We start from the raw sequence: 20,770 nt of genomic DNA, 5'->3' as shown, positions 1-20,770 counted from the left end.
GCAGCCTCCACAACGAAATAATTGCTTCATGCAGGTTGGACAGTGTCGTGGATCAGCCTGGCAAACCGCAAGTCCTCTGCCGATGCCAATGCCAATGCCAATGCCAATGCCAATGCCAATGCCAATGCCAATACTGTAGGAGCGAGCTTGCTCGCGAAGAACCTCAACGATGACGCGTACATCCTGGAAAAACGCGTCGCCTTTGAGTTTTTCGCGAGCAAGCTCGCTCCTACAGAAAAAGCAGCAAAAACAAAAAGGCCGCATGAAAACCCCAAAGGGTTGTCATGCGGCCTTTTCAGTACCGCGACGCTTTACGCCTTCGCAGCTGGTCGCTTGTCTTCGACTTTCCACTTGCCGCCGTCGTAGAAGGCCTTCCAGCCAGTCGGCTTACCGTCGACTTCGGTCTGCACGTACTGCTCCTTGGTCTTGCGACTGTAACGAATCACAGTCGGGAGGCCATCCGGATCTTTCTTCGGCGCTTCGCAGAGGAAGTGATACTTCGGATCGATCTCATCCTTGTGCGGAACGATTTCCATCACCAGCGGAGCACGGGTCTCGCGGTTTTTCGGGAACTGGCTGGCCGCCAGGAACAGACCGGATGCACCGTCGCGCAGAATGTAGGTGTCGTTGACCTTTTCGCACTTCAGCTCAGGCATCTTCACCGGATCCATCTTCGGCGGTGCCGCATCACCGCTCTTGAGCAGTTTGCGGGTGTTCTTGCAGGTGGCATTGGTGCAACCGAAGAACTTGCCGAAACGGCCGGTCTTAAGCTGCATCTCACTGCCACACTTGTCGCATTCCAGGCTCGGACCTTCATAGCCCTTGATGCGATAAGTGCCCTCTTCGATTTCGTAGCCATCGCAATCCGGGTTGTTACCGCAGATGTGCAGCTTGCGCTTTTCATCGAGCAGGTAGGCATCCATCGCCGTGCTGCAGATCGGGCAGCGATGCTTGCCACGCAACACCAGCGACTCCGATTCACCCTCGTCGTCCGCAGCGATTTCGTCGCCCGGCACCAGGTTGACGGTGGCCTTGCAGCGCTCTTTCGGCGGCAGACTGTAGCCCGAGCAGCCGAGGAACACACCGGTCGACGCGGTACGGATCTGCATCGGCCGGCCGCAGGTGGTGCACGGAATGTCAGTCATGACGGGCTGATTGGCCCGCATGCCGTGTTCCGGGCTTTCGGCTACTTCGAGTTTCTTCTTGAAGTCGCCGTAGAACTCGTCGAGCACGTTTTTCCAGTCACGTTCGCCCTGGGCCACGTCATCGAGATGCTCTTCCATGCCGGCGGTGAAGCCGTAGTCCATCAGGTTCGAGAAGCTCTCGGCCAGTCGCTCGGTGACGATGTCACCCATCTTTTCCGAGTAGAAACGACGGTTGTGCAGCGCCACGTAGCCGCGGTCCTGGATGGTCGAAATGATCGCCGCGTAGGTCGAAGGACGACCGATGCCGCGTTTTTCCATTTCTTTTACCAGGCTGGCTTCCGAGTAACGCGCCGGCGGCTTGGTGAAGTGCTGGGTCGGATCAAGCTTGATCAGCTTCATCGCGTCGCCCTGGGCCATGTCCGGCAGCACATCGTCGTCGCCTGGCTTGGCGATTTGCGGCATGACGCGGGTGTAACCGTCGAACTTCAGGATGCGGCCCTTGGCGCGCAGCTCGAAATCGCCGGCGCCCACAGTGACGGTAGTCGACAGGTATTGCGCCGGCAGCATCTGGCAAGCGAGGAACTGGCGCCAGATGAGCTCGTAGAGGCGCTCAGCGTCACGCTCCATGCCCGACAGCTTGCTTGGCTCGGTATTGGCGTCGGACGGACGAATCGCTTCGTGAGCCTCTTGTGCGCCTTCCTTGCTGCTGTAGACGTTCGGGGTTTCCGGCAGGTACTTCTTGCCGAACTCGCCTTCAATATAGGTACGCGCCATCGCCACGGCATCAACCGAGAGGTTGGTGGAGTCGGTACGCATGTAGGTGATGTAGCCGGCTTCGTACAAACGCTGGGCCATCATCATTGTTTTCTTCACACCGAAGCCCAGGCGGTTACTCGCGGCCTGTTGCAGGGTGGAGGTGATGAACGGTGCCGACGGCTTGCTGCTGGTCGGCTTGTCTTCGCGCTTGACGATGCTGTAGCTGGAAGCCTTGAGCTTCTCCAGCGCAGCCATGGCCTGGGTTTCATTGAGCGGCTTGAAGGCTTCGCCTTTCTCGCGGGCCACGTCGAAACGCACGGTCGCGCCTTTGGCGGTACCGAGGTCCGCGTGGACTTCCCAGTATTCTTCCGGGATGAACGCGCGGATTTCACGTTCACGCTCGACCACCAGCTTCACGGCAACCGATTGCACGCGACCGGCGGACAAGCCACGAGCGATCTTGGCCCACAGCAGCGGCGAAACCATGTAGCCCACGACGCGGTCGAGGAAGCGACGCGCCTGCTGGGCGTTGACGCGGTCGATATCCAGCTCGCCGGGCTTCGAGAAGGCTTCCTGAATCGCCTTCTTGGTAATTTCGTTGAACACCACGCGCTTGTAGCGGGTGTCATCACCACCGATGGCTTCGCGCAGGTGCCAGGCAATGGCTTCCCCCTCGCGGTCCAAGTCGGTTGCGAGATAGATGGTGTCAGCATCCTTGGCGAGCCGGCGCAGCTCTTCGATGACTTTTTCCTTGCCCGGGAGGATCTCGTACTTGGCTTTCCAGCCGTGATCCGGATCGACACCCATGCGCGCAACCAACTGCTTGCGCGCTTTTTCTTTCGGCGACAGTGCCGGCACTTCACCCGCAGCAGCCTTGCCGCGCTTGGCGGCTGGCTCTTTGCTGGCGCTAGCCGAACCGCTGGTGGGCAGGTCTCGGATATGGCCGATACTCGACTTCACCACGTATTCGTTGCCCAAATACTTGTTGATGGTCTTGGCCTTAGCCGGGGATTCCACAATGACCAGCGATTTGCCCATGGATCAGAAAATTCCTGAATTCGAGAAGTGAAAGGCGATTGGCGCCTGACGCGGCACCGCTATATATAGTGGCAACAAGGTGAGGTCAAGCGCAGGGTTTTGCGCGAACTCAGCTTATGGCTTGGTAAAAAGGCTTTCTTCGGCCTGCACCAAAGCAAAGCGTGGCACCTGTTCGCCGTCAACCTCGACGGACTCCAGGAACATGCTCAAGGGGCGCACCCAAAAGCCGTAATCGCCATACAGGGCTTGATAGAAGACCACTTCTTCTTCGGTTTCCGAATGCCGCGCAATACTGAAAACGCGGTACTGCGGACCTTTGTAATGTTGGTAGAGCCCGGGTTGTATCGGCATGCTTTGGCCCTCACTGAAATTTTTTCAAAATAAAAACAAAAATAAATCCGGAAAAACAAAAACCGGGGCACTTGGCCCCGGCTTCCATCAACGAGACGCTTAAACGCGTTCGAAGACGGTGGAGATGCCTTGGCCGAGACCAATGCACATGGTGGCTACCCCGAAGGTACCGCCATTCTGCTTCATCACATTGAGCAAAGTGCCGGAGATACGCGCACCGGAGCAACCAAACGGGTGGCCCAGGGCGATCGCGCCGCCGTGCAGGTTAACCTTCTCGTTCATCTTGTCGAGTACTTTCAGATCTTTCAGCACTGGCAGGGCCTGTGCGGCGAAAGCTTCGTTGAGCTCGAAGAAGTCGATGTCGGAGATACCCAGACCCGCGCGCTTCAGTGCTTTTTGTGTGGCCGGTACTGGACCATAGCCCATGATTGCCGGATCCACACCTGCCACTGCCATCGAACGAATCACCGCCAGAGGCTGGATGCCCAGGTCCTGTGCGCGCTGCGCCGACATCACGATCATGCACGAGGCACCATCGGTGATCTGCGACGAGGTACCCGCTGTCACGGTGCCGCCCTTCGGATTGAACGCCGGCTTCAGAGCCGCCAGGCTTTCCAGGGTGGTTTCCGGACGAATGGTTTCGTCGTAGTCGAAGGTTTTCAGGAAACCGTTCTCGTCGTAGCCCTGCATCGGGATGATTTCGTCTTTGAACTTGCCTTCCACGGTCGCCTTGTGGGCGAGTTGGTGGGAGCGCACGCCGAAAGCGTCCTGTTGCTCGCGAGTGATGCCGTGCATCTTGCCCAGCATTTCCGCGGTCAGGCCCATCATGCCCGAGGCTTTCGCCGCGTACAGCGACATGTGCGGGTTCGGATCGACACCGTGCATCATGCTCACATGGCCCATATGCTCGACGCCACCAACCACGAAAACGTCACCGTTGCCGGTCATGATCGCTTGCGCAGCAGTGTGCAGAGCGCTCATGGACGAGCCACACAGGCGGCTGACGGTCTGGCCGGCCGAAGTGTGCGGGATCTGGGTCATCAACGACGCCATGCGCGCGATGTTCCAGCCCTGCTCCAGGGTCTGGTTCACACAGCCCCAGATCACGTCTTCGACTTCGTTCGGGTCGACCTTGACGTTACGTTCCAGCAGTTTGCTGATCAGGTGCGCCGACATGTCTTCGGCGCGGGTGTTGCGGTGCATGCCGCCCTTGGAGCGGCCCATCGGAGTACGACCGAAGTCGACAATCACGACGTCTCTAGGATTCAAGCTCATAAGTTCACTCTCACTCTAGTTGGGGGCGCTTAACCGAAGAAGCTCTGGCCGTTCTTGGCCATTTCGCGCAGCTTCGCGGTCGGGTGGTACAGCGCGCCCAAATCAGCGTACTGGTCAGCCAGGGCAACGAACTCTGCCACACCGAGCGAGTCGATGTAACGCAGCGCACCGCCACGGAATGGAGGGAAACCAATACCGTAGACCAGACCCATGTCGGCTTCGGCAGCGGTTTCGACGATGCCGTCTTCCAGGCAACGCACGGTTTCCAGGCACAGCGGGATCATCATCCAGTTGATGATGTCTTCGTCGGTGACTTCGCGCTGCTCGTAAACGATCGGCTTGAGCACTTCCAGCACCGAAGGATCGGCCACTTTCTTCTGCTTGCCGCGCTTGTCGGTCTCGTAGGCGTAGAAGCCCTTACCGTTCTTCTGGCCCAGGCGCTTGGCTTCGTAGAGCACGTCGACGGCCGAGCGACGGTCGTCCTTCATGCGGTCCGGGAAGCCTTCAGCCATCACGTCACGACCGTGGTGACCGGTGTCGATGCCGACCACGTCCATCAGGTACGCCGGGCCCATCGGCCAGCCGAATTTTTCCATGATCTTGTCGATACGGACGAAGTCCACACCGGCGCTGACCAGCTTGGCGAAACCGCCGAAGTACGGGAACAGGACGCGGTTGACCAGGAAGCCCGGGCAGTCGTTGACGACGATCGGGTTCTTGCCCATTTTCTTGGCGTAGGCAACGGTGGTGGCAACGGCCAGCTCGCTGGACTTCTCGCCACGGATCACTTCCACCAGCGGCATCATGTGCACCGGGTTGAAGAAGTGCATGCCGACGAAGTTTTCCGGACGCTTGAGGGCTTTGGCCAGCAAGGTGATGGAAATGGTCGAGGTGTTGGACGCCAGGATGGTGTCCTCCTTGACCTGGTCTTCAACTTCAGCCAGTACCGCTTGTTTGACCTTCGGGTTCTCGACGACAGCTTCCACCACCAGGTCCACGTGACCGAAGTCGCCGTAGGACAGGGTTGGACGGATGCCGTTGAGTACTTCAGCCATTTTCGCGGCGGTCATGCGACCTTTATCAACGCGGCCAACCAGCAGTTTGGCGGCTTCGGCCAGACCCTGCTCGATACCGTGTTCGTTGATGTCCTTCATCAGGATCGGCGTACCTTTGGAAGCCGACTGATAGGCGATACCGCCACCCATGATGCCGGCGCCCAGTACGGCGGCCTGCTTCACGTCCTTGGCGATTTCGTCGTAGGCCTTGGCCTTTTTCTTCAGTTCCTGATCGTTCAGGAACAAGCCGATCAAGCTCTGCGCAGCAGAGGTCTTGGCCAGCTTGACGAAACCGGCAGCTTCGATTTCCAGCGCCTTGTCGCGACCGAAGTTCGCAGCTTTCTGGATGGTCTTGATCGCTTCAACCGGCGCCGGGTAGTTCGGGCCAGCCTGGCCGGCCACGAAACCTTTGGCGGTTTCGAAAGCCATCATTTGTTCGATGGCGTTCAGCTTGAGCTTTTCCAGCTTCGGCTGGCGCTTGGCCTTGTAGTCGAACTCGCCGGAAATGGCGCGTTTGATCAGTTCCAGCGCGGCTTCCTGCAGCTGCTCAGGAGCAACCACTGCGTCGACGGCGCCGACTTTCAGCGCATCTTCAGGACGGTTTTCCTTGCCGGCGGCAATCCACTCGATGGCGTTGTCGGCACCGATCAGGCGCGGCAGGCGCACAGTACCGCCGAAGCCCGGGTAGATGCCCAGCTTGACTTCCGGCAGACCGATCTTGGCATTGGTGGACATGACGCGGTAGTCCGCCGCCAGGCACATTTCCAGACCGCCACCCAACGCGATGCCGTTGATCGCGGCTACGGTCGGGACGTTGAGGTCTTCGAAATCGCTGAAAATCTTGTTGGCTTCGAGGTTGCCAGCAACAAGTTCTGCATCCGGCAGCTTGAAGTTGTCGACAAATTCGGTGATGTCGGCGCCGACGATGAACACGTCCTTGCCACTGCTGACGATCACGCCCTTGATCGAAGCATCTGCCTTGATGGTGTCTACGGCCTGACGCAGTTCGTTCAGGGTTAGACGGTTGAACTTGTTGACGGACTCACCCTTGAGGTCGAACTTGAGTTCGACGATGCCACTTTCAAGAGCCTTAACCGTGATGGCTTTACCTTCGTAAATCATCAACTGATCTCCACGATATGGAAGCTGAACAGTACACGTCGGACGCAGGCGAATGGCTTGGCAGGGACGTTGATCGTCAATGCTACGCCCATTCCCCCGGCACACCCGCCAACGCGATAGTCGGGATTCTGTAGGAGCGTTCTGAAATACAAACGCTCAATTCATACGCCCGTTTGATTTGGGTACGTCACCTTCACGGAATTTCCGACAATTGTCAATCGCCTGAAAAACGGGTTGAAACGCGACTTTCCGGTCATTTCCGTACTGCGAAGACCTTAAACACGCCGAAGCATGCAAGGTCATTCATAGAATCAATTGTTAGAAAAGTCGCCCTAATCCGCTGCAGCCCGTGTTTAACAAGCTACGCTGGCGGAACCGAGGGAAAAAGTTGAACGCTTTGGCGAATGCCCAGCGTAAGATCAGCCCACACCGTTTTACCGGCCTGCCTGGCCAACCCCGCCCGATGATTTTGTCGGGCTTTTTATTGCCTGATGATTCCTGTAGGAGCGAGCTTGCTCGCGATGAACGTCAACGATGACGCTGTTAGCCTGACACCCCGCGGAGCCCTCAGGTTTATCGCGAGCAATCGAGCGTCGACCGGCTGCTCCTACAAGGGATCGGGTTTCAGGCGAGGGCTTTAAGCGTGGCATCGATCTGTTGCAACACCTCGGCCTCGCCCTTCTCGCCCCAATACAAGGCGATTATTTGCTTGTCAGCCTCGACCTTGAAGACATTGCCTGGCAATTTCTCGAAATGATCGAGCAGCGACCGATCTTCACAGATTTCCTGCCATTGATTGACCCAGACACCCGGTGATTTTTGCCAGTAACTCCAGCACGCCGGCTGACTGCCACGCCGCGGGCGATGGTACTGGGCGCAGGGGCTCGGCGGCTCCTGGCTGAGCCAGTGCGGCCATTCCTGAGGTGCCAATTGCATGGCCAGGCCAATGCGCCGGGCCTCCATCCGCAAGGCTATGCGCCCGCTCTGAACTCGCGACGGTCGCAACCATGCCAGCGGACTCAGCACCACCAGCAGGATTGACACCACTATCCAGACCGTCATATCTGTACTCCCGAATTTGAATGAGCCCATTGTGTCACTTTGGAGCCAATGCGCTTGAAACCAGCCATACTTACCAATATTGCATCCCTCAGGAGGAGCACCTCATGCCCTACAACCATATTCTGGTCGCTGTAGATCTGACCGAAGAGTGCGACCCTGTCATCCACCGCGCTCGCGAACTGTCGGTGAGCAACGGCGCGAAATTGTCGCTGGTGCACATTGTCGAGCCGATGGCCATGGCCTTCGGCGGCGACGTGCCAATGGACCTGTCACAACTGCAACAACAGCAGTTCGATCAGGCCAAGGAGCGCCTTGAACGCTTGATCCTGAAATATCCGGAGCTCTCCAGGGAATACAGCCACCTGACCTACGGCCAGCCGCGCCAGGAGATCCATCACCTGGCCAAGGAGCAAACCTGCGACCTGATCGTGGTGGGCAGCCATGGCCGGCACGGCCTGGCACTGCTGCTGGGCTCCACCGCCAATGACGTGCTGCATGGCGCGCCTTGCGATGTGCTTGCGGTGCGCCTGCAGAACAAAAGCTGACGCCGCACGCCCCCTGTAGGAGCGAGCTTGCTCGCGATGGTCGTCAACGAAGACGCTGCAAGCCTGACACCCCGCGGCGCTCTGGGGTTTATCGCGAGCAAGCTCGCTCCTACAGGGGAATCCATTTCAGACACCAGATAGTGTTGTATATGAAAAACCCGGCGTTCATCACTGAGCGCCGGGCTTTTTTATTGCAGGATCAATCAGGCATCCAGCTCGGCCCAACGCTCGACCATGATGTCGAGTTCAGCCTGCAACTGCTCCAACTGAGCGATCACCGCAGCGGTTTCGGCCGCAGGACGCTGATAGAAGCTGGCATCGGCCATCTGCGCCTCAACGGCGGCAATCTGCTGCTCCATGGCTTCGATCTGCCCCGGCAACGCTTCCAGCTCGCGCTGCAACTTGTAGCTGAGCTTTTTCTTCGCCACCGGCGCTTCGACGACTGCCGCAACCGGCGCAGGCTCAGCCTTCACCACTGCGGAGTTCAGGTCGGCCTTGCCGGACTTGCTCTCGGTCACGCCCAGCAGGCGCGGCGAGCCGCCCTGACGCAGCCAATCCTGATAGCCACCGACGTACTCGCGAACCTTGCCTTCACCTTCGAAGACCAGGGTGCTGGTGACCACGTTGTCGAGGAATGCCCGGTCGTGGCTGACCATCAGTACGGTGCCGTTGAAGGTCAGCAAGACCTCTTCGAGCAATTCGAGGGTTTCGACGTCGAGGTCGTTGGTCGGTTCGTCGAGTACCAGCAGGTTCGCCGGCTTGCTGAACAGCTTGGCCAGCAACAGACGGGCACGCTCACCACCGGACAGCGCCTTGACCGGCGTGCGGGCACGCTGCGGGCTGAACAGGAAGTCGCCGAGGTAGCTCAGCACGTGGCGGCTCTGGCCGTCGATATCGATGAAGTCGCGACCTTCGGCCACGTTGTCGATCACGGTTTTTTCCAGGTCCAGCTGATGGCGCAACTGGTCGAAGTAGGCGACATCGATCCTGGTGCCCTCTTCCACTTTGCCGCTGGTCGGTTGCAGGCCGCTGAGCATCAGCTTCAGCAACGTGGTCTTGCCGGTGCCGTTGGCGCCGAGCAGACCGATACGGTCGCCGCGCTGCAGCACCATGGAGAAGTCCTTGATCAGGAACGGCCCGCCCGGGTGAGCGAAGCTCACATTCTCGAGCACCATGACCTGCTTGCCGGACTTGTCGGCGGTATCCAGCTGAATGTTGGCCTTGCCAGTACGCTCACGACGCTCGCTGCGCTCGACACGCAAGGCTTTCAGTGCACGTACGCGGCCTTCGTTACGGGTACGACGGGCCTTGATGCCCTGGCGAATCCACACTTCTTCCTGGGCCAGGCGTTTGTCGAACAGCGCGTTAGCAGTGGCTTCGGCAGCGAGTTCAGCTTCCTTGTGCACCAGGAAACTGGCGTAGTCGCCGTTCCAGTCGATCAGGCCGCCGCGATCCAGTTCGAGGATGCGGGTTGCCAGGTTCTGCAGGAAAGAACGGTCGTGCGTGATGAACAGCACGGCGCCCTGGAAATCCTTCAGCGCTTCTTCAAGCCAGGCGATGGCACCGATGTCCAAGTGGTTGGTCGGTTCGTCGAGCAGCAGCAGATCCGGCTCGGACACCAGGGCCTGGGCCAGCAGGACGCGACGACGCCAGCCGCCGGACAACTCGGCGAGGGTCTTGTCCGCCGGCAGTTGCAGGCGGCTCAGGGTGCTGTCGACCAGAGTCTGCAAGCGCCAGCCGTCACGGGCTTCGAGGTCGTGCTGGACGTGCATCAGTTTGTCCAGATCGGCGTCGGTGACGCAGTTCTGGCTCAGGTGGTGATATTCGGCGAGCAATGCACCGACACCGTCGAGGCCTTCGGCCACCACGTCGAACACGGTCCGCTCGTCGGCTACCGGCAATTCTTGCGGCAATTCGCCGATCTTGAGCCCGGGTGCGCGCCAAACGGAGCCGTCATCGGGCTTCTGGTCGCCCTTGACGAGCTTCATCATGCTGGACTTGCCAGTGCCATTGCGGCCGATGATGCACACCCGCTCACCACGGGCGATCTGCCAGGACACCTTGTCCAACAACGGCATAGCGCCGAAAGCAAGGGACACATCGCTGAATTTGAGCAGGGTCATGAGCTTCTCCAAAAACCGGGCGCGCATTCTACCTGACTTGAGGCTTCAGAAGGCCGGCAATTTCACTCTCGTAGCACTCTGCATGACAAATGTTGCGAACTGACGCGGGAAGACCCGCAAAGCTTTCACCGGCTGCTGGCAAAAGGCTAAGCTACAGACAATTCAGCGCGGGCCTGGCCCGCGCTTGTCATGATTTTTCTCTGCCCGGACGTCTCATGCGCAGTCGCCTTTTCAATCTTTTATCTGCTTTTTTACTGTCTGCCGCTGCCGTCCAATCCGCCCAGGCGGTGGACCTGTCCACCCAACGCCAGTATTACGATGAAGCCAAACGCGCCTTGGCCAAGGGCGATAGCGGCCCGTATTTCCGTTACAGCCAGGCCCTCGCCGATTATCCGCTGGAACCCTACCTGGCTTACGACGAGTTGACCGCGCGGCTTAAATCCGCGAGCAACGCCGAAATCGAGAAGTTCCTCGCCGAACACGGCGACCTGCCCCAGGCCAACTGGATGAAGCTGCGCTGGTTGCGCTGGCTGGCGGACCGGGGCGACTGGGCGACCTTCGTCAAGTATTACGACCCGAAAATGAACTTCACCGAGCTGGACTGCCTGAATGCGCAGTACCAGATCAGCCACAACCTCAAAGCCGAAGGTTATGCCAACGCTGAAAAGCTCTGGTTGACCGGGAAATCCCAGCCCGACGCCTGCGATGCCTTGTTCGGCATGTGGGCCGCCGATGGCCAGTTGACCGAGCAAAAACGCTGGGAACGCGCGAAGCTCGCCGCCCAGGCGCGCAACTACCCGCTGGCCAACAGTCTGGTCAACGGCATGACCACCCTCGCCCCGCGCGGTCGCTTGCTGATCGACGTGGCGCAGAAACCGGAACTGCTCAACCAGCCATCGCGCTTCACTCCGGCCGATGAAGCCATGTCCGACGTGGTCAGTCTCGGCCTGCGTCGCCTGGCTCGCCAGGACCCGGACAAGGCCATGGACCTGCTCGATGGCTACGCCAGCAGCATGCATTTCTCCCGGGATGAAAAAGTGGCGATCGCCCGGGAAATCGGGCTGACCCTCGCCAAACGTTTCGACGGCCGCGCACTGGACGTCATGACCAAATACGATCCGGAACTGCGCGACAACACGGTTTCCGAATGGCGCCTGCGCCTGCTCCTGCGCCTGGCGCGCTGGGAGGATGCCTACCAGTTGACCCGCCGCCTGCCCCAGGACCTGGCCACCACCAACCGCTGGCGCTACTGGCAGGCCCGCAGCCTGGAGCTGGCGCAACCGCAGAATCCGGAAGCGCAGACGCTCTTTAGAAGCCTGGCCCGCGAACGCGACTTCTATGGCTTCCTCGCCGCCGACCGCTCACAGTCGCCCTACTCGCTGCTCAACAAACCGCTGGTACTCAGCCAGGCCACCATCAACAAGGTGCGCAACACGCCCGGCGTGCGCCGTGCCCTGGAGCTGCACGCCCGCGGGCAGATCGTCGATGGCCGCCGCGAGTGGTACTACGTCAGCCGTCACTTCAGCCGCGACGAAATGGTCGCCCAGGCCAAACTGGCCTACGACCTGAAATGGTACTTCCCGGCGATCCGCACCATCAGTCAGGCGCAGTATTGGGATGACCTGGATATCCGCTTCCCGATGGCTCACCGCGAGACCCTGGTCCGTGAAGCCAAGAACCGCGGCCTGCATCCGAGCTGGGCGTTCGCCATCACCCGCCAGGAAAGCGCATTCATGGACGACGCCCGCTCCGGGGTCGGTGCCTCGGGCCTGATGCAACTGATGCCCGCCACCGCCAAGGAAACCGCACGCAAGTTCAGCATTCCCTATAGCTCGCCACAGCAACTGTTCGACCCGGACAAGAACATCCAGCTCGGTGCCGCCTACCTGAGCCAGGTGCACAGCCAGTTCAACGGCAACCGCGTCCTCGCCTCCGCCGCCTACAACGCCGGCCCCGGCCGCGTACGCCAATGGCTGCGCGGTGCGGACCACCTGAGTTTCGACGTGTGGGTGGAAAGCATCCCGTTCGACGAAACCCGCCAGTACGTGCAAAACGTGCTGTCGTATTCGGTGATCTACGGCCAGAAGCTCAATTCGCCACAACCGATCGTGGATTGGCATGAGCGGTTTTTCGACGATCAATGATTCAAATCGACCCGCAAAAAAAGCCCGCATCACAGGTGCGGGCTTTTTTATTACTCAGTGTTTCTTCGCCGATTTGAGCTGTGCGAAGACCTGTTTTCCGAGCTGGGTCAGGCGATACTTTTGTGCCGGACTACTTGGCGATTCGGGATGGGTCATCTCTATCCATTCGACCGCTAATGCCGGCCTGAGATAGTTAGCCCGAAACGTTGCCTTGTGCACCAATCCGATGTCAGCCATCAGGTCACTGATCTTACGCGGACCGTTAAGATGCAATACAGAAAGCAACTTCTCTACTGGGTCGCTTACTGGGTCGCTTACTGGGTCGATTTCTGCCCCCCCACGTACCGCCTCCGATAGTGCAAGACTCATGGCTTGCAGCATGAACTCTACGAAAGGCGTCGATTCGGCCAAATGATCGGCCGCCGACAATGCCGCGTAGTACGCCTCCTGCTGATCCCGAATCACCGCCTCAACCGGCAAATATGACAATGCCGGGCGCCACTGACTGAGTATCAGGGTTTGCCAAAGGCGTCCCATACGTCCATTACCGTCAGCGAAGGGATGGATGAACTCGAACTCATAATGAAAGACGCAGCTGGTAATCAGCGGATGCCAATCCGAGGCACCAAGCCACGCCAACAAGTCGTCGATCAAGTGCAAAACGCGACTCGGCGGCGGCGCCATATGGAGCAACTTATCGCCACGATAGATACCCACGCCGGATCGACGAAACTGCCCGTAATCATCAATCAATCCACCCATCAGCAATTCATGGGCACGCAGTAAATCGGCCCGGCTGCTTGGTTGCCAATCAGGCATGGCTTCGTAAGCAGCAAACGCATTTCGTACTTCCTGGATTTCCCGAGGCAACCCCAGCACACGATGCCCTGCCAGAACGGCAGTCACTTGCTCGATGCTCAGCGTATTATTTTCGATGGCCAAAGAAGCCTGAATCGTTCGAATCCGATTGCCACGACGTAACTGAGGCGTCTGCAGGCGTTCGTCCATCGCCGTAAGCTGACCGATCTGTTCGCTGATATCGGCGATCAGCGACAACATTTTTGTCGTCAAGGTCAACGGTGGTTGATAACGGCTCATATCCTCATCCGGGCTCATGACAGAGGACAACATAATGCCCGAACCTGGCGTCATTCATCAGTAGTCATTCATGCCGCTTCATGTCCATCACTGAACTGCAACGCCGCCAACCGTGCATACAACGCATTGCTGGCAATCAGCTCCTGATGTGTGCCCACCGCCACCAGTCTCCCCTGGTCCATCACCGCGATTCGGTCGGCGTTTTTCACCGTGGCCAGGCGATGGGCGATCACCAGGGTGGTACGGTTTTTCATCAGGCTCGGCAGCGCCTGCTGGATCAGGTGTTCGCTCTGGGCATCGAGGGCGCTGGTGGCTTCGTCGAGGAGCAGGATCGGGGCGTCCACCAGCAACGCGCGGGCGATGGCCAGGCGTTGGCGCTGGCCGCCGGACAAGCCGAGACCAGCGTCACCCAGATGGGTCTGGTAACCATTGGGCATGGCTTCGATAAAGTCATGGGCGTAAGCGATTTTTGCCGCCTCCTGCACCTCGGCCAACGTCGCCTGCGGATTGCCATAGCGAATGTTTTCTTCAATGCTGCCGAAAAACAGCGCCGGGGTTTGCGACACCAGGGCGAAGCAGCGGCGCAGATCCAGCGGATCGAGTTGAGTCAGCGGCACACCATCGAGCAGGATGCGTCCCTCGGCCGGGTCGTAAAAACGCAGCAGCAAGTCATACACCGTGGATTTACCGGCCCCCGATGGCCCGACCAGCGCCAGCGTCTCACCGGCATTGACGGTCAGGCTCAACCCGTCGACGGCATAACTTTCCGGCCGCGACGGGTAGGAAAAACGCACATTGTGCAGTTGCAGTTGGCCATCGACCCGCTCCGGCAGTGTCACCGCGCCTGCCACCGGCGGCAGGATGATGTTTTCCGAACGCAGCAACTCGGCAATCCGCTCGGCCGCGCCGGCTGCCCTCTGCAATTCGCCAATCACTTCGCTCAACGTGCCAAACGCGCTGCCGACGATCAGGCTGTAGAACACGAACGCTGCCAACTCGCCGGCGGAAATTCTTCCGGCGATGACGTCCATGCCGCCGACCCAGAGCATCACCCCGACCGCGCCCAATACCAGCACGATCACCAGGGTAATCAGCCAGGCCCGCTGGAAGATACGCTTGCGTGCGGTGTTGAACGCCTCTTCCACAGTCACGGCAAACCGGCGCTCGTCCTGGGCCTGATGGTTGTAGGCCTGCACGGTCTTGATCTGCCCCAGGGTTTCCGACACATAACTGCCGATATCGGCAATCCGGTCCTGACTCAGGCGTGAGAGGTTACGCACCCGGCGACCGAAGATCAGGATCGGCGCGATCACCAGGGGCAAGGCAACCACCACGATGCTGGTGAGCTTGGGGTTAGTGACAAACAACAGGACGATCCCGCCGATCACCATCAACAGATTGCGCAAGAACAACGACAACGAAGAGCCGATGACCGATTGCAGCAGCGTGGTATCGGCGGTCAGGCGGGACTGGATTTCCGAGCTGCGATTGTCTTCGTAAAACCCCGGGTGCAGGTAAATCAGATGATTGAACACGTTGCGCCGGATATCGGCGACGCAGCGTTCGCCAATCCACGACACCAGGTAAAACCGTGCAAACGTACCGATCGCCAGCCCCATCACCAGCAACATGAACAGTGTGATGGACTGATTGAGCAGATGCGGTGACTGGGTCATGAACCCCTTGTCCACCAGCAGGCGGATGCCCTGCCCCATGGACAAGGTGATGCCCGCGGTGGCGATCAACGCCAGCAAGGCGCCAAAGGCCTGCCAGCGATACGGCGCGATGAAACGACTGGCCAGGCGAACAGCACGGCGGTGACGGGCAGAGAGCATCGCAATCATCCAGGACAAAGCAGTCATTAGGGTCAGCCTACACCGCTCAATGGGGTGGCTCGCTGCAAATCACAATGAGTCAGGTTAATTATGTCCACCAACACTAGAGGCTAGACGCTATTGGTCTAAAGTTCGGGTAGCCACGTGAAGGCATTTCTGGTGGACTGGTACTGTCCCCCGGAAAGATCGCAGGGAGTTGTCATAGCCCGGTCACCTGGCGGTTCTACAGTAAGCACACAACCTGATGAGGAGACAGGCCATGTCCTTGCAACACAGCAGCGATGACAAGATTCAAGTGATCCGCACGCAACCAGACCAGTCTCTGGGTTGCTCGATTATTGACGAGCAGGGCCGCGAAGTACCGATCACTGAAAAGATGATCCAGAAAGCTTGCAGCGAACTGGAAAAGCGATTGGTCAAACCTGCCGAACAAAAGTGATATAGCCACCGTCTTCTTGACCCGGCCCTTTGTTGGCCGGGTTTTTTATGCCTGCTGATCCAATCCGGGACTGTGTCGCGCCCTTCGCGGGCAAGTCGAAGGGGCCGCCACGGTCTATCAGATTGCCGTCGCCCCCAACGCCGCGACAATCCTCTGCAACTCAGCCGAGTCACCCTCGATCCGCACCTGCAACCCGTCGATCTCACGGCGCAACGGGTATTGCTTGCGCAGCACATCGAATGCCGCACGTTGCTCGCTGACGCTGCCGACAAGGCTGCGACGGAAATCCGCATCGTCACGACGCGGGTCATACACGCCACGGCACAGCATCGCTAACGCCCAGGCCGGGTCGCTTTGCGCATTGAGGGTCACGTGCGACAGCCACGGTGCCGGCAGCAAATCGCTCAGGCTGACGCGGGCCGGTTGCCCGAGGAAATCGCAATACGCCTGATAAATCTGCGCGGTGCCCCTCTGCTTGCCATCGAGGCTGTAACCGGCAATGTGTGGCGTTGCCAGCACGCAGAGTTCGGCCAGTGCCACGTCGACTTCAGGCTCGCCTTCCCAGACATCGAGCACCGCTTGCAGGTCTTCGCGCTCCAGCAGCACATCGCGCAGTGCCGCATTGTTGACCACTGGCCCGCGACTGGCGTTGATCAGCCAGGTACCGGATCGGAGCTGGTTCAGACGTTTTTCATCGAACAAATGCCAGGTCGATTGCTGCCCCTGCTTGGTCAATGGCGTGTGCAGGCTGATGACGTCGCACTCGTCGATGATCTGCTCGAGGCTGACGTAGTCTCCACCTTCCGCAGCTTGCCGTGGCGGATCGCACACCAGCACCTTCCAGCCCAGGCCTTGCAGGACCTTGACCAGCCGTCCACCCACTTCGCCGGCACCGACCACGCCGTAGGTACGCCGGGTCAGGTCGACACCTTCGATTTCGGCCAGGGTCAGCAGACTGCCGAGCACATAGTCGACCACGCCGCGGGCATTGCAGCCCGGTGCACTGGACCAGGTGATACCGGCCTGCTGCAAGTAATCCAGGTCCAGATGATCGGTGCCGATGGTGCACGTACCGACAAAACGCACCTTGCTGCCCTCGAGCAGCGCACGATTGACGTTGGTCACCGAACGCACCAACAGCACATCGGCCTGCTCGACCGTGGCACGGTCGATGGCGCGACCCGGTACCCGGCGGATTTCACCGAAACCTTCGAAGAAGGCATCGAGCAGGGGGATATTTTCGTCGGCAACAATCAGCATGGCAGGCTCCTTTGGCGGATCGGCAGTGTAGGCGTAGATGCGGGTGGTGGGCCAGCGGGCATTGTTCACCCGGACCTGAAGTACACCAGTTACCGTGTGGGAGCGAGCCCGCTCGCGAAGAGGGGGTGTCAGGCAACATCAATGGCGGCTGACAGGCCGCTATCGCGAGCAAGCCCGCTCCCACAGGTTTTTGATTACAAATCGGTAACATGGGTCTTTTCCTGACTGGCGCGTCAACGCGTAGAATGCGCGCCTGTGCATCAATACCTTTTTGGACGTTTCGCCATTGAATCCTGTAATTGAGAATACCGCCGCCATAGCGCCTGCGCGGACGACGCCCGTTCGCCTGGAACTCAAAGGCCTGCTCGGCCTGGCCCTGCCGATCATGATCGCGCAACTGGCCACCACGGCCATGGGCTTCGTCGATGCGGTGATGGCCGGCCGTGTAAGCCCGCGAGACCTGGCCTCGGTGGCCCTGGGCAATTCGATCTGGATTCCGGTCTACCTGTTGATGTCCGGCGTCCTTTTGGCCACCACACCCAAGGTCGCGCAACGCTTTGGCGCCGGGCAGTTTGACGAAATCGGCCCACTGGTGCGCCAGGCGCTGTGGCTGGCACTGTGTGTCGGGTTGATCGGCAGCGGCCTGCTGCTCGGCGCCGAGCCGATCCTGCACTGGATGAAAGTCGATCCGCAATTGATCGAGCCGAGCATGGGTTACCTGCACGGGATCGCCTTCGGCTTGCCGGGCATGGCGTTTTATTACGTGTTGCGCTGCTACAGCGATGGCATGGGTCGTACCCGTCCGAGCATGGTCATTGGCTTGTGCGGGCTACTGCTGAACATCCCCCTGAACTACACGTTGATCTATGGCCATTTCGGCGCGCCGGCTCTGGGCGGCGTCGGGTGCGGCTGGGCCAGCGGCATTGTGATGTGGTTCATGGCGTTGAGCATGGCCGGCTGGACCTTCTGGGCGCCGTTCTATGCCCGCACCCGTGTGCTGGTGCGCTTCGATCGCCCGAAATGGGCCGTGATCAAGCGCCTGGTCAGCATCGGCCTGCCGATCGGTATCGCCGTGTTCGCCGAGTCCAGCATCTTCGCGGTCATCGCCCTGTTGATCGGCAGTCTCGGCTCCACCGTGGTGGCCGGGCATCAAATCGCCCTGAATATCAGCTCGCTGTTGTTCATGATCCCGTATTCCCTGGGCATGGCGGTGACCGTGCGCGTCGGTCAGGCACTGGGGGGCGGCAATCCTTGGCAGGCGCGCTTCGCGGCGAAGGTCGGGCTCGGTGCGGCACTGGTGTTCGCGGCGTTCTCGGCGAGCCTGATCCTGCTCCTGCGCGAACCTATCGCCTCGATCTACACGCCTGACAAGGCCGTGATCCAGATTGCGTCGATGTTGATTGTCTATGCCGCGCTGTACCAGTTTTCCGATGCCATCCAGGTGATCTGCGCGGGCGCGCTGCGTGGATACCAGGACACCCGGGTAACGATGATCCTGACTTTGTTCGCCTATTGGGGCATCGGCCTGCCGGTCGGCTACGTGCTGGGACTGACCGACTGGTTCGGTCCGGCCAGCGGCCCGAGCGGGCTATGGGAAGGGTTGATTGCCGGCTTGAGCTGCGCGGCGCTGATGCTGTCGATCCGCCTGACGCTCAGTGCGCGCAGGCGAATTCGTAACAGCCGCTCGGCGGGTTGACTGCACAAACAAAAAGACCTGCTTCTGCAGGTCTTTTTTTGGCTACCGTTAAACGGACTTCTTGCGAATCCAGTAGAGGTAGGTGCCCTCATCTTCGTGCTGCGCCACCAGTTCATGGTCGAGAAACACGCAGAACTTGGGAATGTCGCGACGGGTCGACGGGTCAGTGGCGATCACCTTGAGCAGGCCGCCGGGCACCAGGTCACGGATGTGCTGGTGCAGCATCATCACCGGCTCGGGGCAGTTGAGGCCGGTGGCGTCGAGGGTGCCGTCTACCGGCGTATCAAGCATTTCACTCATGATTCACTCCTGAAACTGGCCGGCATTGTCGCGCATTGCCGGGTGTTCAGTCACCTGTGGCATTACGCCGCCCTTGTGGGATTACCACTGACCTGTGGGAGCGGGCTTGCTCGCGAAAGCGGTGTGTCAGCAGCGTTGACGTCGACTGACACGACGCCTTCGCGAGCAAGTCGGATCGCCGCACCGCCGCTCCCACATTGGTCCGTCGGTATCAGCGGGATTTCGGCTTCTTCACATCCATCCGACGCAAATGGCAAGTCACTTCCTCGCGGTCGTGGTACAGCTGCTTGCAGCCAATCTCGACCTTGATGCCCCGTGCCTTGAAGCCATCGGCAACGCGCTCGAGCAAACGCTTCACTTCGGCATAGCGTTGTTTCATCGGCAGCTTGAGGTTGACCACCGCTTCGCGGCAATGCCCCTCGCCAATCCACTCTTCCAGCATCGCGGCGTTGCGCGCCGGTTTCTCGACGATGTCGCAGACCATCCAGTCCACCGGTTGCTTGGGCTTGAAGGTGAAACCGTCGGCCATCAAGTGCTGCACCAGGCCAGTATCCATCAGGCTTTCGGCCATCGGGCCGTTGTCGATGGCGGTCACCAGCATGCCACGGTTGACCAATTGCCAGGTCCAACCGCCGGGGGCGGCCCCCAGGTCAACGCCGGTCATGTCACTGTGCAGGCGCTCGTCCCACTGGTCACGCGGGATGAAGTGGTGCCAGGCCTCTTCCAGCTTGAGGGTCGAGCGGCTCGGCGCCTCGCGGGGGAATTTCAAACGGGGAATGCCCATCGGCCACATCGCCGAGTTGTTCGACTCCGCCAGGCCCATGAACACTTCGCGGCCGCTCTTGAAGGTCAGCAACAGGCGCGGCTTGTGGGCATCTTCCACCAATTTGCCGGCCGCCATCAGCGCCTTGCGCAGATGCACTTCGAATTTCTTGCAGAAGTTCGACAGTTCCTTGCCGTCATTGGTGTCGACCATTTCCAGCCACAGGCTGCCGCACAGCGGAAAGTCCGCCATATGCGCGAGGATCACGCTGATGCGGTCGGTTTCCGGCAGATCGATGAAAATTCCCCGGGCCCACTGGCGCGGGAAGATCAGCTCGGCGAAACGCTGCCCGCGCATCAGGCGCTCGGCGCCGTCTTCTTCGGTGCAGACAAATTCGGCGCAGGCAGTTGCCGCCTTGGCCTTGGCATAACCGGCCACGTTCAAGCGCGCGGCGAGGTCGGAGATCTCGGAACAGACTTCGCCTTCGAAGCCCGGCCGGCAATGCATAAAGAGGGTGTTCATTCTTACTCCTGGGCAATGGCGAGGAATTTCGGCCACTGCACGATGCCCAGGCTTGCGTTGAAGCAAAGCCTGTCACGAAAACCCGCGCATGATAGCCGACTTCGGAACCCAGGGTCTGTTAACGCTTGCTGTCGACCGCGACGCAGCCCCAAGTGTGCGAGGCCGCGTTGCGGGATTTGCCAAGGGAACAACCATTGGCGGCATCCCGCGCCTTGCCTCGCACACTTTGGCATCGCAACGC

The 20,770-nt window shown here is 59.8% G+C and carries 16 protein-coding genes; 5 read left to right on the top strand and 11 right to left on the bottom strand.

What is annotated here, in order from left to right:
• Positions 1 to 42: 42 nt before the first annotated feature.
• A complete protein-coding gene (locus tag AC3ITY_RS09530) occupies positions 43 to 366 on the top strand; it encodes a hypothetical protein (protein WP_489308619.1) in 324 nt (107 codons plus the stop codon).
• On the opposite strand, the gene topA is transcribed toward AC3ITY_RS09530, so the two are convergent.
• The 5 genes from topA to AC3ITY_RS09505 form a co-directional block, all read right to left on the bottom strand.
• On the bottom strand, positions 312 to 2,939 hold the full coding sequence (gene topA, locus AC3ITY_RS09525; RefSeq protein WP_489308617.1) for a type I DNA topoisomerase: 2,628 nt from the start codon (positions 2,937 to 2,939) through the stop codon (positions 312 to 314). The two genes, AC3ITY_RS09530 and topA, sit on opposite strands and share 55 nt — an antisense overlap.
• Positions 2,940 to 3,053: 114 nt before the next feature.
• On the bottom strand, positions 3,054 to 3,290 hold the full coding sequence (locus AC3ITY_RS09520; RefSeq protein ID WP_053160735.1) for a DUF1653 domain-containing protein: 237 nt from the start codon (positions 3,288 to 3,290) through the stop codon (positions 3,054 to 3,056).
• A 99-nt stretch (positions 3,291 to 3,389) separates the two neighbouring features.
• The gene (gene fadA, locus AC3ITY_RS09515) at positions 3,390 to 4,565 is read right to left on the bottom strand and encodes an acetyl-CoA C-acyltransferase FadA (RefSeq protein WP_008023006.1); all 1,176 of its coding nucleotides are present in this window, start codon (positions 4,563 to 4,565) and stop codon (positions 3,390 to 3,392) included.
• Positions 4,566 to 4,594: 29 nt separating this feature from the next.
• Positions 4,595 to 6,742 (bottom strand): fatty acid oxidation complex subunit alpha FadB, encoded by a 2,148-nt coding sequence (fadB, locus tag AC3ITY_RS09510; protein WP_489308614.1) that lies wholly within the window; start codon positions 6,740 to 6,742, stop codon positions 4,595 to 4,597.
• Between the two features lie 624 nt (positions 6,743 to 7,366).
• The gene (locus tag AC3ITY_RS09505) at positions 7,367 to 7,804 is read right to left on the bottom strand and encodes a hypothetical protein (protein ID WP_347907686.1); all 438 of its coding nucleotides are present in this window, start codon (positions 7,802 to 7,804) and stop codon (positions 7,367 to 7,369) included.
• A gap of 104 nt (positions 7,805 to 7,908) precedes the next feature.
• Here AC3ITY_RS09505 and AC3ITY_RS09500 point away from each other — a divergent pair, with 104 nt between their 5' ends.
• Complete coding sequence (locus AC3ITY_RS09500; protein ID WP_116261700.1) at positions 7,909 to 8,349, top strand: universal stress protein; 441 nt, start codon at positions 7,909 to 7,911, stop codon at positions 8,347 to 8,349.
• A 203-nt stretch (positions 8,350 to 8,552) separates the two neighbouring features.
• Here the strand turns inward: AC3ITY_RS09500 and AC3ITY_RS09495 are convergent, their stop codons facing one another.
• Complete coding sequence (locus AC3ITY_RS09495) at positions 8,553 to 10,472, bottom strand: ATP-binding cassette domain-containing protein (RefSeq protein WP_489308611.1); 1,920 nt, start codon at positions 10,470 to 10,472, stop codon at positions 8,553 to 8,555.
• A gap of 215 nt (positions 10,473 to 10,687) precedes the next feature.
• Between AC3ITY_RS09495 and AC3ITY_RS09490 the strand changes: the two genes are divergently transcribed.
• Positions 10,688 to 12,616: a transglycosylase SLT domain-containing protein gene (locus tag AC3ITY_RS09490; RefSeq protein ID WP_489308609.1), complete on the top strand. Its 1,929-nt coding sequence runs from the start codon at positions 10,688 to 10,690 to the stop codon at positions 12,614 to 12,616.
• Positions 12,617 to 12,670: 54 nt separating this feature from the next.
• On the opposite strand, the gene AC3ITY_RS09485 is transcribed toward AC3ITY_RS09490, so the two are convergent.
• Together AC3ITY_RS09485 and AC3ITY_RS09480 are read right to left on the bottom strand one after the other, a co-directional pair.
• On the bottom strand, positions 12,671 to 13,714 hold the full coding sequence (locus tag AC3ITY_RS09485) for a Fic family protein (RefSeq protein ID WP_489308607.1): 1,044 nt from the start codon (positions 13,712 to 13,714) through the stop codon (positions 12,671 to 12,673).
• A 68-nt stretch (positions 13,715 to 13,782) separates the two neighbouring features.
• Positions 13,783 to 15,558, bottom strand: a complete 1,776-nt coding sequence (locus AC3ITY_RS09480; RefSeq protein ID WP_489310813.1) for an ABC transporter transmembrane domain-containing protein — start codon at positions 15,556 to 15,558, stop codon at positions 13,783 to 13,785.
• 250 nt (positions 15,559 to 15,808) lie between these two features.
• Between AC3ITY_RS09480 and AC3ITY_RS09475 the strand changes: the two genes are divergently transcribed.
• Complete coding sequence (locus AC3ITY_RS09475) at positions 15,809 to 15,988, top strand: PA1571 family protein (protein WP_007987263.1); 180 nt, start codon at positions 15,809 to 15,811, stop codon at positions 15,986 to 15,988.
• 117 nt (positions 15,989 to 16,105) lie between these two features.
• Here AC3ITY_RS09475 and pdxB read toward each other — a convergent pair whose 3' ends face one another.
• On the bottom strand, positions 16,106 to 17,248 hold the full coding sequence (pdxB, locus tag AC3ITY_RS09470) for a 4-phosphoerythronate dehydrogenase PdxB (RefSeq protein WP_223532579.1): 1,143 nt from the start codon (positions 17,246 to 17,248) through the stop codon (positions 16,106 to 16,108).
• Between the two features lie 286 nt (positions 17,249 to 17,534).
• On the opposite strand from pdxB, the gene AC3ITY_RS09465 reads away from it, so the two are divergent.
• Entirely contained in the window at positions 17,535 to 18,944 is a 1,410-nt protein-coding gene (locus AC3ITY_RS09465) for an MATE family efflux transporter (protein WP_223454500.1), read from the top strand.
• A gap of 48 nt (positions 18,945 to 18,992) precedes the next feature.
• Here the strand turns inward: AC3ITY_RS09465 and tusA are convergent, their stop codons facing one another.
• Both tusA and rlmM read right to left on the bottom strand, forming a co-directional pair.
• Positions 18,993 to 19,244 carry a sulfurtransferase TusA gene (gene tusA, locus AC3ITY_RS09460; protein WP_056721984.1) on the bottom strand — a complete coding sequence of 84 codons (252 nt, stop codon included), beginning with the start codon at positions 19,242 to 19,244 and terminating at the stop codon, positions 18,993 to 18,995.
• Positions 19,245 to 19,455: 211 nt separating this feature from the next.
• Positions 19,456 to 20,529, bottom strand: coding sequence for a 23S rRNA (cytidine(2498)-2'-O)-methyltransferase RlmM (rlmM, locus tag AC3ITY_RS09455; RefSeq protein WP_223454502.1), 1,074 nt, complete (start codon positions 20,527 to 20,529; stop codon positions 19,456 to 19,458).
• Positions 20,530 to 20,770: the final 241 nt, after the last annotated feature.

It is taken from the genome of Pseudomonas sp. GL_091 (genome assembly GCF_057837725.1).
This window is presented reverse-complemented; position numbering and strand designations above follow the sequence as displayed.

Coding starts and splice junctions, on each gene's coding strand:
- topA (WP_489308617.1), bottom strand. CDS start 2,939: ATGGGCAAATCGCTGGTCATTGTGGAATCCCCGGCTAAGGCCAAGACC.
- AC3ITY_RS09520 (WP_053160735.1), bottom strand. CDS start 3,290: ATGCCGATACAACCCGGGCTCTACCAACATTACAAAGGTCCGCAGTAC.
- fadA (WP_008023006.1), bottom strand. CDS start 4,565: ATGAGCTTGAATCCTAGAGACGTCGTGATTGTCGACTTCGGTCGTACT.
- fadB (WP_489308614.1), bottom strand. CDS start 6,742: ATGATTTACGAAGGTAAAGCCATCACGGTTAAGGCTCTTGAAAGTGGC.
- AC3ITY_RS09505 (WP_347907686.1), bottom strand. CDS start 7,804: ATGACGGTCTGGATAGTGGTGTCAATCCTGCTGGTGGTGCTGAGTCCG.
- AC3ITY_RS09500 (WP_116261700.1), top strand. CDS start 7,909: ATGCCCTACAACCATATTCTGGTCGCTGTAGATCTGACCGAAGAGTGC.
- AC3ITY_RS09495 (WP_489308611.1), bottom strand. CDS start 10,472: ATGACCCTGCTCAAATTCAGCGATGTGTCCCTTGCTTTCGGCGCTATG.
- AC3ITY_RS09490 (WP_489308609.1), top strand. CDS start 10,688: ATGCGCAGTCGCCTTTTCAATCTTTTATCTGCTTTTTTACTGTCTGCC.
- AC3ITY_RS09485 (WP_489308607.1), bottom strand. CDS start 13,714: ATGAGCCGTTATCAACCACCGTTGACCTTGACGACAAAAATGTTGTCG.
- AC3ITY_RS09480 (WP_489310813.1), bottom strand. CDS start 15,558: ATGATTGCGATGCTCTCTGCCCGTCACCGCCGTGCTGTTCGCCTGGCC.
- AC3ITY_RS09475 (WP_007987263.1), top strand. CDS start 15,809: ATGTCCTTGCAACACAGCAGCGATGACAAGATTCAAGTGATCCGCACG.
- pdxB (WP_223532579.1), bottom strand. CDS start 17,248: ATGCTGATTGTTGCCGACGAAAATATCCCCCTGCTCGATGCCTTCTTC.
- tusA (WP_056721984.1), bottom strand. CDS start 19,244: ATGAGTGAAATGCTTGATACGCCGGTAGACGGCACCCTCGACGCCACC.
- rlmM (WP_223454502.1), bottom strand. CDS start 20,529: ATGAACACCCTCTTTATGCATTGCCGGCCGGGCTTCGAAGGCGAAGTC.